Genomic DNA, 14,758 nt, shown 5'->3' with positions numbered 1-14,758 from the left:
CCGCCGGCCCGCCGGTCGGCCCGCTGGCCGGGTTCGCGGTCGGCGTGACCGCGGCCCGCCGCCACGAGGAGCTCGCGACGCTGCTGGAGCGGCGCGGGGCCAGGGTCGTGCCGGCCCCCGCCATCCGTCTCGCTCCGCTCGCCGACGATGCCGAGTTGCTGGAGGCGACCCGGGCATGCGTCGGCGCGCCCCTGGACCATGTCGTCGTCACGACGGGGATCGGTTTCCGGGCGTGGCTGGAGGCGGCGGACGGGCACGGGCTGCGGGACGCCCTCGTCGCACGGCTCGCCGGCGCGGAGATCGTGGCGCGCGGCCCGAAGGCGCGCGGGGCGATCCGGGCCGAGGGGCTGCGGGAGGCGTGGGCACCGGAGTCGGAGGGGTGCGCCGAGGTGGTCCGGCATCTGCTGGAGCGGGATCTCGCGGGTGCGCGGGTCGCCGTCCAGCTGTACGGGGAGCGGCGGCCGGAGCTGGCCGGGGCGCTGCGCGGCGCGGGCGCCGGGGTGATCGAGGTCCCGGTGTACAGGTGGTCGCGCACCGGTGACCCGACGCCGCTGCGCCGTCTCGTCGGCCAGGCCGTCGCGGGCACGGTCGACGCGATCACGTTCACCAGCGCGCCCGCGGTCGCCGCGACGCTGGCCGTCGCCGCCGAGGACGGGCTGGAGGACGCCCTGCTGGAAGCCATGCGCACCCATGTCGTGGCGGCGTGCGTCGGGCCCGTCACCGCGAGGGTGCTCACCGGCCGGGACGTCCCGACCGTCCAGCCGGAGCGGGCCCGGCTCGGCGCGCTCGTCCGGGTCCTGGCCACCGATCTGCCGCGGCGCCGGGCGCGGCGGCTGCCGGTGCGCGGGTCGTCGCTGGAACTGCGCGGGCACGCCGTCGTGCTGGACGGGCGGCTGCGGCCGATCGCGCCCGCGCCGATGGCGATCCTGCGGGCGCTCGCGCGCCGCCCGGGGCACGTGGTGTCGCGGGCGGAGCTGTGCGGGGTGCTGCCGAGCCGGCTCACCGGGGACGGGCGGGGCCGGAACGCCCGGCCGCGGGCCGACGAGCACGCGGTGGAGATGGCGGTGGCGCGGCTGCGGCGCGGTCTCGGCCGGCCGGGGATCGTGGAGACGGTCGTCAAACGCGGCTACCGGCTGGCGTGCGATCCGCGGCCCGCCGGCCGGCCCGCGGCGGGCGCCGGGGGCTGACCGGGGCCGTCCGGCACGGTGAACCGCTCGTCGTGGTGGGCGAGGACCCGCAGCATCAGTTCCTTGAACAGCCGGATCTCGCCGGGGGCCAGCGGTTCGAACAGCGTCTCGTTGAGGCGGGTGCGGTCGTCGAGGCTCCGGCCGAGGAAGAGCCGCCCGTCCTCGGTGGCCTCCAGCGCGTAGCGGCGCCGGTCATCGGGGTCGCGGCGGCGCTCGAGGTGGCCGGCCTCCTCCAGGGCGTCCACGATGCCGACGAGGTCGCCCGGGTCCATCCGCAGCCGCTCGGCGACCTCCCGCTGCGACAGCGGCCCGAGCTGCGCGACGCACGACAGGACGAGCAGGTGCGGCAGCCGGAGCTGTCCGGGGTACATCCGCGTCGCGGTGCGGCGGACGAGCCGCACCATCTCGAACAGCAGGTAGGTGGGCGACTCGTGCAGCGGGTCGGGCCGGTGCTCCACGGCTGCTCCCAGGCATCGTCGGGGGTTTGCGTTGGGACTTCTAATTTCTCTTGACGTGAGAGATAGGGTACACCTAACGTTGGATGGTCCAAAATATGGGTGTGCGCTCCGTATGGAGGGGAGGCCCCATGCCGGACGGGGGACCGGCCGTCGAGGTCGTCGGCCTGACCAAGAGGTTCGGCGACGTGGAGGCCGTGCGGGGGATCGACTTCACCGTGCGGCCGGGGGAGATCTTCGGTTTCCTCGGACCGAACGGCGCGGGCAAGTCCACGACCATCAACATGCTCTGCACGCTGCTGCGCCCGACGTCGGGCAGCGCCCGGGTCGCCGGGTACGACGTGGTGGCCGAGCGCGACAGCGTCCGCCGCAACATCGGGCTGGTGTTCCAGGACCCGACCCTCGACGGCTACCTGTCGGGGGAGCAGAACCTGCGCTTCCACGCCGAGCTGTACGGGGTGCCGCGGTCGGTCACCGGCGCCCGCATCCGCCAGGTGCTGGAGATGGTCGGCCTGTGGGAGCGGCGCGGCGATCTGGCGCAGACCTACTCGGGCGGCATGAAGCGCCGCCTGGAGATCGCGCGGGGGCTGCTGCACTCCCCGCGGGTGCTGTTCCTGGACGAGCCCACCGTCGGCCTGGACCCGCAGACCAGGGCGTCGATCTGGGAGTACATCCGGCAACTGCAGGCCGCCGAGGAGATCACGATCTTCATGACGACCCACTACATGGACGAGGCCGAGTTCTGCGGGCGCATCGCGATCATGGACTCGGGGCGGATCGTCGCGCTCGACACCCCCGAGGCGCTCAAGGCGGGCGTCGGCAAGGACCGGGTCCGCATCCAGACCGCCGACGACGCGGCGGCGATCGCCGCGATCAAGGAGCGGTTCGACCTGGAGGCGGTCGTGTCGGAGGGCGCGGTCACGTTCTCGGTGGCCTCCGGCGAGGCGTTCGTGCCGCGGCTGTTCGCCGAGCTGGGCGTCCCGATCCGGTCGGTGAACGTGGCGCGGCCGTCCCTGGACGATGTGTTCATGTCGTTCACCGGCTCCACCATCCGGGACGCCGAGGCGTCCGCGAGCGACCACATGCGCATGGCGATGCGCGCGGCGAGGAGGTGACGATGGCGCGCACGGCGGAGACCGCCCAGGCGCCGGACACGGCGGCGGTCACCGAGGTCGTCCGGGTCAGGGTGCCCGAGCGCGGTCTGCGGCAGGACCTGCGCGCGGTGAAGATCGTCCTGCACCGGGAGCTGATCCGATTCTGGCGCGACAAGCTGCGGATGGTGTCCGGGCTGGTCCAGCCGGTGCTGTGGCTGCTGGTCATGGGCACCGGCCTGTCCAGCCTGATGGCTGGCGGCGGCGGCCCGGCCGGGGCCGTGAACCTGAAGACGTTCATCTTCCCGGGCGTCTGCGCGATGTCGGTGATGTTCACCGCGATGTTCTCCGCCGGGTCGATCGTGTGGGACCGCGAGTTCGGGTTCCTGCGCGAGATGCTCGTCGCGCCGGTCAGCCGCAGCGCGATCGTCGTCGGCAAGTGCATCGGCGGTGCGTTCGTGGCGACCCTGCAGGGCGCGGTGATCGTGCTGCTGGCGGGCCTGGCCGGCGTCCCCTACGACCCGGTGCTGCTGCTCCAGCTGCTCGGCCTGATGTTCATCGGGGCGTTCGCGCTGACCGGTTTCGGCGTGATGATGGCCGCGCGGATCACCAGCATGCAGTCGTTCTTCGGCCTCATGCAGATGGCGATGATGCCGATGATGTTCCTGTCGGGCGCGCTGTACCCGCTGAACGGGCTGCCGGCGTGGCTGACCGTCCTGACCCGCCTCAACCCGCTGACCTACGCCGTCGACCCGCTGCGGCATGTGGTGTTCTCGCACCTGGATCTGTCGCCGCAGTTGCTGCGGACGTTCGACCCGGGCGTGACGTGGGGCGGCTGGACGGTGCCGATGTGGCTGGAGATCCTCATCGTCCTGGGCATGGGGTTCGCCCTGATGGGGGTGGCGATCGCGGAGTTCAGCCGCGCCGACTGACACCGGACGCCAGGAGGCCCGCCCGACCGTTCGGGTCGGGCGGGCCTCATGGCGTTGCGGAGCGGGTCAGACGGCGAAGTCCAGCAGCGGGCGGGCGTTGCTGGGGTGGCGCAGCTTGGACAGCGACTCCTTCTCCAGCTGGCGGATCCGCTCGCGGGTCAGCCCGAGCGCCTTGCCGATCTCGTCCAGGGTGCGCGGCGTCCCGTCGTACAGCCCGAACCGCATCGCCATGATCTTGGCTTCGCGGGGGGACAGGATGTCGAGGGTGCGGCGCAGCTGGTCGGCCATGAGCTGGCGGTCGACGAGCTCGGACGCCTCGGGGCTGTCGGTGTCCTCGATGAGGTCGCCGATGCGGGTCTCGCCGTCCTCGCCGATGGTGGAGTCCAGGCTGATCGGCTGGCGGCTGGTGCGCAGCAGCTCGCGGACCTGCTCGGGGCTCTTGTCCAGCTCGGGGGCGAGCTCCTCCGGGGTGGGCTCGCGGCCGAGACGCTGGTGCATGTCGCGCTCCACGCGGCTCAGCTTGCTGAGCATCTCCAGGACGTGCACGGGCAGCCGGATGGTGCGGGCCGAGTCGGCGAAGCCGCGCTGTATGGCCTGCCGGATCCACCACATCGCGTAGGTGGAGAACTTGTAGCCCTTGGAGTAGTCGAACTTCTCCACGGCGCGGATCAGGCCGAGGTTGCCTTCCTGGACGACGTCCAGCAGCGACAGGCCGCGGTCGGAGTACTTCTTGGCGACCGACACCACGAGCCGGAGGTTGGCCTCCAGCATGTGGGCCTTGGCGCGGCGGCCGTCGGCGGCGATCCATTCCAGGTCGGCGCGCAGTCTGGGGGAGAGGTTCTCGGTCTCCAGCTTGTGCTCGGCGTACAGCCCGGCCTCGATGCGCTTGGCGAGGTCGACCTCCTGCTCGGCGGTGAGCAGCTGGCGGCGTCCGATGGCCTTGAGATAGGTGTGGACCGAGTCGCCCATGGTGGTCGACTGGTCGTCCAGGTCGGCGGGTGCGTCGGCCTCGACCTCGGTGACCTCGAACCCCTCGTCGGCGGGCGCGTCGGCGTCCCCGGTGGTCCTCGCGGCCGTACCGGTGACCGTGCCGGTGACCTTGGCGGCGGTCCTGCGGGAGGTGCGTTTCCGCGCGGTGCCGGACAGGGCGCTCCCGGCGGTGGCCTGGGCGGTCTCGCCGCCGTCGTGGTCGGCGGCCGCGGCCATCTTGCGGACGGCGTCGGCCTCGCCGGCCAGGTTGATGCCGGCCTCGGACAGCTCGCGCAGGATGGAGCGGCCCTGGGCCGGGCTGATCCCGGCGGTCTCGAAGGCCCCCCGCACCTCGTCGAGCGAGAGGCGCCCTTGGGCACGGCCACGCTTCAGGAGGTCGTTGAGCGCGGGGCCCGCCGACTCCGTGAGCGGGGTCTCGACGGCGCTTCGCGGCATGGGGACACCCCCCTCCCTTCGGTGTGTGAGTGCGGCGCGGATTGTGTTCGGGATGGTGTTCGCTCGTGGCGCACGCACTTAACGGAACGTCGCACGGCCGGGGCATTGTTCCCACGGCCGGTGGAGCGGCGGCCCGCGGCCGGATCGCGGAGGAACGATCCAGACGCGCATCGTGCCCGGAAAGGACTGCTTCATACCGTCCTTCCTGAGCCGACGTGACCTTACTGCGTAAAGGCATCGGCCGGTGCGACGTGACGAAGACCACTGCCGGAAAACGAGGCTCAACGGACGGAGACGCGGAGGCGGGCGCGGTCGGGCTTGCCCGACGCCAGCAGCGGGATGGCCTCCACCAGTTCCAGCTCGCGGGGGGCGGCGTAGGCGGGCATCGTCTCGCGGACGAAGGCGCGCAGCTCCGGCAGCTCCGGCGTGGCGGGGGCCGCGGGGACGACGACGGCGGTGACCCGCTCGCCCCATTCGGGGTCGGGCCGTCCGACCACGACGACGTCGCGGACGCTCGGGTGCCGCGACAGCGCGGCGGCGACCTCGCCCGCGACGACCTTCTCCCCGCCGGTGTTGATCACATCGTCGGCGCGGCCGCGGACCCGGAGCCGGCCGTCCTCGATCGCGCCGAGGTCCTGGGTGACGAACCACTCGCCGTCCCTGACCTCGGCGGTCAGCCGGGGCCGCAGCCGGTAGCCGGTGAACAGCGACGGGCCGGCCAGGCGGATCCGGCCGCCGTCGCCGAGGGCGACGCGCATGCCGTCCAGGGGCGCCCCGTCGTAGACGCAGCCGCCGCACGTCTCGCTCATGCCGTAGGTGGTGAACACGCGGGCGCCGCGGTCGCGGGCCTCGGCGAGCAGGCCGGGTGCGGCGGCGGCGCCGCCGAGGATGATCGCGCCGAGCCGCGACAGGTCGGCGCCGGTGTCGAGCAGGCGGCGCAGCTGGGTCGGGACCAGGGAGACGTGCAGGCCGCCCGCCTGTGCGACGGCGGCGGCGTCGAAGCGCGGTGCGATCACCGGGTCGGTGCCGGCGACGAGGGAACGGACGAGGACCTGGACGCCGGAGATGTGGCTGGTGGGCAGGCAGCACAGCCACCGGTCGCCGGGCGCGGCCTCGATGCGGGCCAGGGTCCCGGTGGCGGAGCGGCGCAGCGCGCCCGCGGACAGCTCGACGAACTTGGGGGCGCCGGTCGAGCCGGACGTGGCGATCAGCACGGCGGTCCCGGCGTCGACCGGTTCGCGGCCGGGGGAGCGGGGGGTCAGCCCGCCCGGTGTCTCGACGACGTCGGGGGCCAGGGCGTCCAGCAGATCACGGAGCGCGGGCTCGGGCAGGTCCGGGGACAGCGGGCAGATCGCGGGGCCGCCGTCGAGCGCGTCCGCCAGGGCCCGCAGCAGGCGGGGGCCGGGCGGCAGGACGACGGCGTGGAGCGGGCGATCCATGACCCGTCAGCGTAGACGACCCCGCTGAACGCGTTCAAACAGGGAACCGGTTGAATGGGGCACCGGTCGCCGCGACCCGCCGGCGCGGTCGTTTCAGGGGAGAGGAACACATGGTCTCGGAGCTGTTCGACGCGGACGCGTGGAAAGAGGTCGAGGGGTTCGGTTTCACCGACATCACCTACCACCGCGCCGTGGACCACGGCACCGTGCGGGTGGCGTTCGACCGCCCGGAGGTGCGCAACGCGTTCCGTCCGCACACGGTGGACGAGCTGTACCGGGCGCTGGACCACGCGCGCATGTCCAGCGACGTCGGGTGCGTGCTGCTGACCGGGAACGGGCCCTCGCCCAAGGACGGTGGGTGGGCGTTCTGCTCGGGCGGCGACCAGCGCATCCGCGGCAAGGACGGCTACAAGTACGCCGAGGGCGAGACGTCGGACACGATCGACCCGGCGCGGGCCGGCCGGCTGCACATCCTGGAGGTGCAGCGGCTGATCCGGATGATGGGCAAGGTCGTGATCTGCGTGGTGCCGGGCTGGGCGGCCGGCGGCGGGCACAGCCTGCACGTGGTGTGCGATCTCACGCTGGCCAGCCGCGAGCACGCCAGGTTCAAGCAGACCGACGCGGACGTGGCGAGCTTCGACGGCGGATTCGGGTCGGCGTATCTGGCGCGGCAGGTGGGGCAGAAGTTCGCGAGGGAGATCTTCTTCCTGGGCGAGACGTACGACGCGGAGGCCGCGCACCGGATGGGGATGGTCAACGCGGTCGTCCCGCACGCCGAGTTGGAGGCGACGGCCCTGGAGTGGGCGCACAAGGTCAACGGCAAGAGCCCGACGGCGCAGCGGATGCTGAAGTACGCCTTCAACCTGATCGACGACGGCCTGGTCGGACAGCAGGTGTTCGCCGGTGAGGCGACGCGCCTCGCCTACGGCACCGATGAGGCCGCCGAGGGGCGGGACTCGTTCCTGGAGAAGCGCGACCCCGATTGGTCTCGTTTCCCGTGGTACTACTAATGTCCGGACGCACGGTGTGATCCGGACTACCGTGAGTCGGCGGCCAGGTCAGGGGGTCTAGCGGGTGCGGGTCTACTCCATCCCGATGCGGACGCGATTCCGTGGTGTGACGCGGCGGGAGGGCGCCCTGATCCAGGGCCCTGCCGGCTGGGGGGAGTTTTCGCCGTTCGCCGAGTACGGCCCGGCCGAGTGCGCCCGGTGGCTGGCCGCCGCCAGGGAGGCCGCGTACGACGGCTGGCCGGCGCCCGTCCGCGGCCGGATCCCGGTGAACGTGACGATCCCGGCGGTCGGCCCGGACCGGGCGTTCGAGATGGTGAAGGAGTCCGGCTGCCGCACCGCGAAGGTGAAGGTCGCCGAGCGCGGTCAGCGCGACGCCGACGACATGGCGCGGGTGGAGGCGGTGCGCGCCGCGATCGGGCCGGACGGCCGGATCCGGATCGACGTGAACGGCGGCTGGGACGTCGACCACGCCGCCCGGATGATCAGGTCGCTGGACCGCTGGGAGCTGGAGTACGCCGAGCAGCCCTGCGCGACGCTGGAGGAACTGGCGCGGGTGCGGCGGATGGTGGACGTGCCGGTCGCGGCGGACGAGTCGATCCGCCGCGCCGAGGATCCGCTGAAGGTGCGGGCGGCGGATGCCGCGGACGTGGCGGTGCTGAAGGTGCAGCCGCTCGGCGGGGTCGCGGCGGCGCTGCGGGTCGCGGAGGCGTGCGGGCTGCCGGTGGTGGTGTCGAGCGCGGTGGAGACGTCGGTGGGGCTGGCGGCGGGGGTGGCGCTGGCCGCCGCGCTGCCGGAGCTGCCGTACGCGTGCGGGCTGGCGACGCTGTCGCTGCTGGAGGGCGACGTCGCCGGTGACCCGCTGCGGCCGGTGGCGGGGGAGATCGAGGTGCGGCGGCCGGTGGTGGACGAGGAGGCGCTGCGCCGCTGGGAGGTGCCCGCGGCCGGGTGGCGGCGCCGGGCGCTCGCCGCGCAGGAGCATATGGACGGTCCGCCGGTGATCGAGGTGGGGCCGTGAACCCGGCGACCGCGCTGGCGACCGTCCTGGTCGACGAACTGCTGCGCTGCGGGATGACCGATGTGGTGCTGGCGCCGGGGTCGCGGTCGGCGCCGCTGGCGCTGGCGCTGCAGGCCGCCGAGGAGGCGGCCCGGGTGCGGCTGCACGTGCGGATCGACGAGCGGTCGGCGTCGTTCCTCGGCCTCGGCCTCGCGAAGCGGTCGGGGCGTCCGGTGGCGCTGGTGTGCACGTCGGGGACGGCCGCGGCGAACTTCCACCCGGCGGTGATCGAGGCGCACGAGTCCGGTGTGCCGCTGATCGTGATCACCGCGGACCGTCCGCCGGAGCTGCGCGACACCGGCGCGAACCAGACGATCGACCAGGTGAAGCTGTACGGGACGGCGGCGCGGTGGAGCACCGAGATCGGCGTCCCGGAGAACCGGCCGGGGATGGTGGCGTACTGGCGGTCGCTGGTGAGCCGCGCGTGGGGGGTGGCGCAGGCGCCGTCGCCGGGGCCGGTGCATCTGAACGCGGCGTTCCGGGAGCCGCTGATCCCGGACGGGGACGAGACGTGGTGCGAGCCCCTTGACGGTGATGTGACGGGCGCGTGGACGAAGGTGCGTCCCGCCACCCCCGGCTCGGTGCTGCACGTCCCGCCGACGCGCCGGGGCGTCCTGGTGGTGGGGGACGGCGCGGTGAACGTCAAGCGGTACGTGGCCGCGGCGTCGATGGCCGGCTGGCCGGTGCTGGCCGAGCCGAACGGCAACGCCCGTTACGGTGACCACGCCCTGTCGTCGCATCATTTCCTGCTGGGCGTCCCGGAGTTCGTGGAGCGGCACCGTCCCGAGGTGGTGGTGACGCTGGGCAAGCCGGGGCTGTCGCGTCCGCTGCTGTCGCTGCTGCGCCGCGCGGAGGAGCACATCGTCCTCGCGCCGGATCTGGCGCACTGGCCCGATCCCGTCCGGTCGGCGACGCAGGTGGCGCCCGAGGTGGAGATCCCCGTGGTGTCGGGCGACGACGCGTGGCTGAAGTCGTGGCGGACCGCGGACCTGGCCGCCGCGGCGGCGGTGGACGCGGTCCTGGACGCGGTGCCGGAGGTGACCGAGCCGCGGCTGGCGCGTGACCTGGCCGCCGGACTGCCGAGCGGGTCGCTGCTGTTCACGGCGGCGAGCATGCCGATCCGCGACCTGGACCAGGTGATGCGGCCGCGCCGCGGCATCCGGATCATGGCGAACCGGGGTGCGAGCGGGATCGACGGCCTGATCTCGACGGCGATGGGCGCGGCGCTGGCGCACAGTGGCCGCTCCTACGCGCTGCTGGGTGATCTGGCGTTCCTGCACGACCAGAACGGGCTGATCCTCGGCCCGTACGACCGGCGCCCGGACCTCGCGATCGTCGTGGTGAACAACCGGGGCGGCGGGATCTTCTCGCTGCTGCCGCAGGCGGCGCTGCACGGCCCGTTCGAGCGCGTTTTCGGCACCCCGCACCGGGTGGATCTGGAGGCGATCGCCGCCGCGCACCGCCTCCCGTACCGGTGCCTGGACGCCGCCGCGGACCTGCCGAAGGCGATCGCGGGGGAGGGGCTGCGGATCATCGAGGCCCGCACCGACAGGGAAGCGAACGCGGTGCTGCACGCCGACCTCCGCAAGGCCGCCCAGGCGGCCGTCCGCGACGTCCTGGCCTGACCTTCTCGAACCCCGGTGGTCCCCACTCCCGGCGACGTCCCAACCTTGAACTTACAATGTAAAGACGTGGGGCTGGTAGCCCACCCACCAGCCAAAAACCAGTCTCAAAACCACTCACCCACCGGGTGGGGCCGCTGTCCTTGTCGGCGGTGTTACGCGGACAGGAGGCGGTCGCGTAGGGCGTGGGTGTCCTCGTCGGTCCAGCCGTGGCCGGACAGCCAGCCGAGGGTCCCGTCGAACTCCTCGTCGATGCGGGCGAGGAGTTTCTCCATGATGGCGGCGTGGGGCCGGTGGGTGTCGGCGGGCCGGGAGTCCAGGTCGGCGGCGTAGGTGTCGCTGGCGCGCAGACGGCGCAGGATCGCCGCCAGCCGTTCACCGGTCTGGGCGTAGTCGGCGACGATCGCCTCGCGGGTGACGCCGGCGACGTCGAGGGCGAGGGCGCAGACGACTCCGGTGCGGTCCTTGCCGGCGGCGCAGTGCACCAGTGCGGAGCCGTCGGTGCGGGTCATGACGCGCAGGGCGGCGACGATGGAGTCGCCCCGGTCGGCGAGGTAGCCGAGGTAGTGGCCGGTCGAGCGGTCCTCTTCGGGGTCGTCGGCGGGACGTTCCTGCCAGGGGAGCGCCTTGTCGACATCGGCGGCGACGTCGGTGTGGCGGCCGCCTTCGGGGAACAGTGACAGATGGTGGACGGTCACGGACGGTATCCGGGTGAGGGGGCCGGGTCCTTCGAGGCGTACTTCAGCGTCGCTGCGCAGGTCGATGACGTTCTTCAGGGCGTAGCCGTCGAGGAGGAGGCGGACGTCGGTGACGGTGAGGTCCTGGAGGTTGTCGGAGCGCAGGAGGCGCCCGAGCCGGGTGGTGCGGCCGTCGGCGGTGGGGAGGCCGCCGAGGTCGCGAGCGTTGACTGCACCGTCCAGTTCGATCCATCGCGAGCCATCGTCCATGACTTGTGACCTTATAGGGCCGCGGTGGCCGGGCTTTTGCGCAGGGTCCCGTTCTCCTGGGAAGACCGACCTGGGAGATGAGGCGGGTATGCCGCGACCGGGACCTGCGAGCCAGAGCGAAGTTGGCTCCACAGCGGGGCGACCGTGCGGTTTCACGCTCCGTAGCTTTCGAGTAGTCGTTTCGGCCCTGTTGGGAATGGAGATTTCATGACCGTCACTCTCTCCGTGTCCGCTCCGCCCCGTTCGTCCGGTAGTGAGTTCACCGTGCTGGCGCGGCGGGTCCGCGAGAGCGGGCTGCTGGAGCGCCGCCGCGGCTACTATGCGCGGGCGATCGGGCTGAATCTGGCCGCGACGGCTGCGGTGTGGGGTGCGGTCGCGTGGGCGGGGGACGGCTGGTGGACGGTCCTGCTCGGTGTTCCGCTGGCGGTCGTGGCGGCGCGGACGGCGTTCCTCGGGCATGACGCGGGGCATCGGCAGATCGCGCGGAGCGCCCGGGCGAATCGGTGGCTCGGGTTGCTGCTGGGGAATCTGCTGCTGGGCATGGGGCACGGGTGGTGGAGCGACAAGCACAACCGGCATCACGCCAATCCGAACCTTGTGGGGAAGGATCCCGATGTAGGGGAGGGGGTTCTGGCGTGGACGCGGGAGCAGGCCGGGCGGAAGCGGGGGGTGGCGCGGTGGGTGGCGCGGCATCAGGCGGTGCTGTTCTTTCCGCTGCTGACGCTGGAGGGCGTCAATTTGAAGGTGGGGAGCCTGGTGTTCCTGCGGGGGCGGCCCGGGCGTGACCGTCTGGTGGAGGGCGGTCTGCTGCTGGCCCACGCGGTGGGGTATCTGACACTGGCGTTCACGTTGCTGCCGGCGGGCAAGGCGGTGGCGCTGATCGTGGTGCAGCACGCGCTGTTCGGTGTGCATCTGGGGGCGGTGTTCGCGCCGAATCACAAGGGCATGGCGATGCCGGGGCCGGGGGAGCGGTGGGGTCATCTGCGGCGGCAGGTGCTGACGTCGCGGAACGTGCGGGGCGGGGTGGTCACCGACTGGCTGATGGGCGGGTTGAACTACCAGATCGAGCATCATCTGTTCCCGGGGATTCCGCGGTGTGGCCTGCGGCGGGTGCGGCCGCTGGTGATGGAGCACTGCGCGGCGGTGGGCGTCCCTTACACCGAGACGGGGTTGTTCGCGTCGTATCGGCAGGCTCTTGGTCACATGCGGGCGGTCGGGGGGTCGTCGCGGTAGGGACGGGGCTATGCTCCGGCCATGCCGGAGGGACACACGATTCATCGCCTGGCCGTCGAGCATCAGCGGATGTTCGGCGGTCTCACCGTTTCCGCCACGAGCCCGCAGGGGCGTTTCGCCGAGGGGGCGCGGCGGCTGGACGGGCGGGTGCTGTCGGTGGCGGACGCGCATGGCAAGCATCTGCTGCTCGGGTTCGACGATGAGCTGACGCTGCACGTCCATCTGGGGATCTATGGGCGGTGGGTGTTCGGGGAGTCGCCGGCGGTGGCGCCGGTGGGGGTGGTGCGGTTGCGGCTGGTGGGTGGCGGGCATGTCGCGGATCTGCGGGGTCCCAATACGTGCGAGGTGCTGGAGCCGGGTGAGGTGAAGCGGCTTCGGGATCGGCTGGGGCCTGATCCGTTGCGGGTGGATGCCGATCCGGAGGTGGCGTGGCGGCGGGTGAGCCGGGCGCGGACGCCGATCGCGGTGTTGCTGATGGATCAGTCGGTGGTGGCGGGTCCGGGGAACATCTACCGGGCGGAGGTGCTGTTCCGGCAGGGGATCGATCCGCTGTTGCCGGGGCGGCGGGTGACGGCGGAGCAGTGGTCGGCGCTCTGGGACGATCTGGTGCTGCTGATGGCGGAGGGTGTGCGGGTGGGGCGGATCGACACGGTTCGCCCGGAGCACACGCCGGAGGCGATGGGGCGTGCGCCGCGGGTGGATGATCATGGTGGTGAGGTGTATGTGTACCGGCGTGCGGGGCAGCCGTGCCTGGTGTGCGGGACGCCGGTGGCGGCGGTGGAGTTGGCGGGCCGGAACCTGTTCTGGTGTCCGGGCTGCCAGCCGTCCGCCGTTTGAGCACCGGCCTCGGGTGGCGCGGAACGCGTGCGTACGGTGTCGCCCGGACCGGTGCGCACCGCCATGTGGGAGTCGCCCGACGGTTACGGTGCCCAGCTCGCTGCCTCACTCGGGCTGGCGCGGGAGCAGCTGGTGGCCGGGCTGCCCGCGGCGATGGGCATGACCACGGGACGGCTCGTGGAACCGGCAGAGGTCGCCGCCCTGGTCGCCTGCCTTGCTTCCCCGCTCGCGGCGAGCACCACCGGAGCCGACCATCTCATCGACGGCGGGTGGGGGCCGTTCGGTTGCTGCTTCAGGCCCTCTCGCCGGCGGGGGCGGGTCTGGAGGGGAGGGGGACGTCGTCGTCGGTCTGGGGTGTGCGGCGTTGTGCGCGCCGGTGCCGCAGGCGGGCGGCGGCGGGTTCGGCGGTGCGGGCCAGCAGGGGGCCGGCGATGGCGAGGATGAGGACGTAGGCGGCGGCGAGGGGGCCGAGGCGCGGGGTGGTTCCGGCGCTGACGGCGAGTCCGGCGATGACGATGTTGAATTCGCCGCGGGGGATGAGGGCGGTGCCGGCGCGTAGTCGTCCGGTGGTGGCGATGCCGGCGCGGCGGGCGGTGATCCAGCCGGTGGCCATCTTGGTGAGGATGCCGGTGGCGGCGAGGGCCGCGGCGGTGCCGAGGACGGGGAGCAGGTCGGCGGGGTCGGTGTGCAGGCCGAAGAACACGAAGAAGACGGCGGCGAACAGGTCGCGCAGGGGGGTGAGGAGCCGCTGGGCGGTGTGGGCGAGGGTGCCGGACAGGGCGATGCCGACGAGGAACGCGCCGACGGCGGCCGACACCTGGAGCCGCTGGGCGATGCCGGCGACGAGGAGGGTGAGGCCGAGGACCTTGAGCAGGAGGACTTCTTCGCTGGGGCTGGTGACGAAGCGTTCGACGAGGGTGCCGTGGCGGAGGGCGATGTAGAGGATGGCGGTGATGGTGGCGGCGGCGATGGCGAGGGCGGTGGCGCCGCCGAGCAGGCCGGCGCCGGCGAGCAGGGTGGTGAGGATGGGCAGGTAGGCGGCCATGGCGAGGTCTTCGAAGACGAGGACCGAGAGCACGGAGGGGGTTTCTCTGTTGCCGAGCCAGCCGAGGTCGCCGATGACTTTGGCGGTGATGCCGGAGGAGGTGACGTAGGTGATGCCGCCCATGGCGACGGCGGCGACGGGGCCCCAGCCGAGCAGGAGGGCGGCGGCGACGCCGGGGGCGGCGTTGAGGGCGAGGTCGGCGAGGCCGACGGGTGCGGAGGTGCGCAGGGTGCCGACGAGTTCGCCGGCGGTGTATTCGAGGCCGAGGCTGAACAGCAGGAGGATGACGCCGACTTCGGCTCCGACGGAGACGAAGTCCTCGCTGGTGGTGAGGGGGAGGATGCCGCCGGAGCCGAAGGCGAGGCCGGCGATGAGGTAGAGCGGGATGGGGGAGATGGAGAAGCGAACGGAGACGGCGCCGAGCAGGCCGAGGGCCAGGATGATCGCGCCGAGTTCGATGAGTTGGACGGCTGAGTGCATG

13 protein-coding genes and 1 pseudogene are annotated in these 14,758 nt (G+C 72.7%); 9 read left to right on the top strand and 5 right to left on the bottom strand.

The genetic code is table 11. From position 1 onward, the window contains the following. Nucleotides 1-23: 23 nt before the first annotated feature. Nucleotides 24-1,187: a uroporphyrinogen-III synthase gene (locus AF1_RS22530; RefSeq protein WP_067802743.1), complete on the top strand. Its 1,164-nt coding sequence runs from the start codon at nucleotides 24-26 to the stop codon at nucleotides 1,185-1,187. Here AF1_RS22530 and AF1_RS22525 read toward each other — a convergent pair. Continuing rightward, entirely contained in the window at nucleotides 1,127-1,645 is a 519-nt protein-coding gene (locus AF1_RS22525) for a MarR family winged helix-turn-helix transcriptional regulator (protein WP_067802736.1), read from the bottom strand. The two genes, AF1_RS22530 and AF1_RS22525, sit on opposite strands and share 61 nt — an antisense overlap. A 128-nt stretch (nucleotides 1,646-1,773) precedes the next feature. Between AF1_RS22525 and AF1_RS22520 the strand changes: the two genes are divergently transcribed. Together AF1_RS22520 and AF1_RS22515 are read left to right on the top strand one after the other, a co-directional pair. Beyond that, complete coding sequence (locus AF1_RS22520; RefSeq protein WP_067802733.1) at nucleotides 1,774-2,757, top strand: ATP-binding cassette domain-containing protein; 984 nt, start codon at nucleotides 1,774-1,776, stop codon at nucleotides 2,755-2,757. A gap of 2 nt (nucleotides 2,758-2,759) precedes the next feature. After that, entirely contained in the window at nucleotides 2,760-3,665 is a 906-nt protein-coding gene (locus tag AF1_RS22515) for an ABC transporter permease (RefSeq protein WP_084263225.1), read from the top strand. A 66-nt stretch (nucleotides 3,666-3,731) separates the two neighbouring features. On the opposite strand, the gene AF1_RS22510 is transcribed toward AF1_RS22515, so the two are convergent. Both AF1_RS22510 and AF1_RS22505 read right to left on the bottom strand, forming a co-directional pair. Then, entirely contained in the window at nucleotides 3,732-5,090 is a 1,359-nt protein-coding gene (locus AF1_RS22510) for an RNA polymerase sigma factor (protein ID WP_067802730.1), read from the bottom strand. Between the two features lie 281 nt (nucleotides 5,091-5,371). Further along, nucleotides 5,372-6,529, bottom strand: coding sequence for an AMP-binding protein (locus tag AF1_RS22505; protein WP_067802727.1), 1,158 nt, complete (start codon nucleotides 6,527-6,529; stop codon nucleotides 5,372-5,374). Between the two features lie 110 nt (nucleotides 6,530-6,639). On the opposite strand from AF1_RS22505, the gene AF1_RS22500 reads away from it, so the two are divergent. The 3 genes from AF1_RS22500 (at nucleotide 6,640) to menD (ending at nucleotide 10,218) form a co-directional block, all read left to right on the top strand. Next, nucleotides 6,640-7,539 (top strand): 1,4-dihydroxy-2-naphthoyl-CoA synthase, encoded by a 900-nt coding sequence (locus tag AF1_RS22500; RefSeq protein ID WP_067802725.1) that lies wholly within the window; start codon nucleotides 6,640-6,642, stop codon nucleotides 7,537-7,539. Nucleotides 7,540-7,603: 64 nt separating this feature from the next. Then, nucleotides 7,604-8,554, top strand: a complete 951-nt coding sequence (locus AF1_RS22495) for an o-succinylbenzoate synthase (protein WP_067802722.1) — start codon at nucleotides 7,604-7,606, stop codon at nucleotides 8,552-8,554. Further along, nucleotides 8,551-10,218, top strand: coding sequence for a 2-succinyl-5-enolpyruvyl-6-hydroxy-3-cyclohexene-1-carboxylic-acid synthase (menD, locus tag AF1_RS22490; RefSeq protein WP_067802718.1), 1,668 nt, complete (start codon nucleotides 8,551-8,553; stop codon nucleotides 10,216-10,218). The genes AF1_RS22495 and menD overlap by 4 nt, the downstream gene beginning before the upstream one ends. A 152-nt stretch (nucleotides 10,219-10,370) precedes the next feature. Here the strand turns inward: menD and AF1_RS22485 are convergent, their stop codons facing one another. Next, nucleotides 10,371-11,162 (bottom strand): tyrosine-protein phosphatase, encoded by a 792-nt coding sequence (locus tag AF1_RS22485; protein ID WP_067802715.1) that lies wholly within the window; start codon nucleotides 11,160-11,162, stop codon nucleotides 10,371-10,373. Between the two features lie 207 nt (nucleotides 11,163-11,369). Between AF1_RS22485 and AF1_RS22480 the strand changes: the two genes are divergently transcribed. From AF1_RS22480 to AF1_RS33575, 3 genes and pseudogenes are all read left to right on the top strand, one after another. Beyond that, nucleotides 11,370-12,395, top strand: a complete 1,026-nt coding sequence (locus AF1_RS22480) for a fatty acid desaturase family protein (RefSeq protein ID WP_067802711.1) — start codon at nucleotides 11,370-11,372, stop codon at nucleotides 12,393-12,395. Nucleotides 12,396-12,416: 21 nt separating this feature from the next. Next, complete coding sequence (locus AF1_RS22475; protein WP_067802707.1) at nucleotides 12,417-13,232, top strand: Fpg/Nei family DNA glycosylase; 816 nt, start codon at nucleotides 12,417-12,419, stop codon at nucleotides 13,230-13,232. A 27-nt stretch (nucleotides 13,233-13,259) separates the two neighbouring features. Next, nucleotides 13,260-13,493, top strand: a pseudogene (locus AF1_RS33575) (3-oxoacyl-ACP reductase); the annotation flags it as partial. Nucleotides 13,494-13,524: 31 nt separating this feature from the next. On the opposite strand, the gene AF1_RS22470 reads toward AF1_RS33575, so the two are convergent. Next, entirely contained in the window at nucleotides 13,525-14,757 is a 1,233-nt protein-coding gene (locus AF1_RS22470) for a cation:proton antiporter (protein WP_067802704.1), read from the bottom strand. Nucleotide 14,758 lies beyond the last annotated feature (1 nt).

Source organism: Actinomadura formosensis NBRC 14204 (assembly GCF_001552155.1).
Lineage (GTDB): Bacteria > Actinomycetota > Actinomycetes > Streptosporangiales > Streptosporangiaceae > Spirillospora > Spirillospora formosensis.
This window is presented reverse-complemented; position numbering and strand designations above follow the sequence as displayed.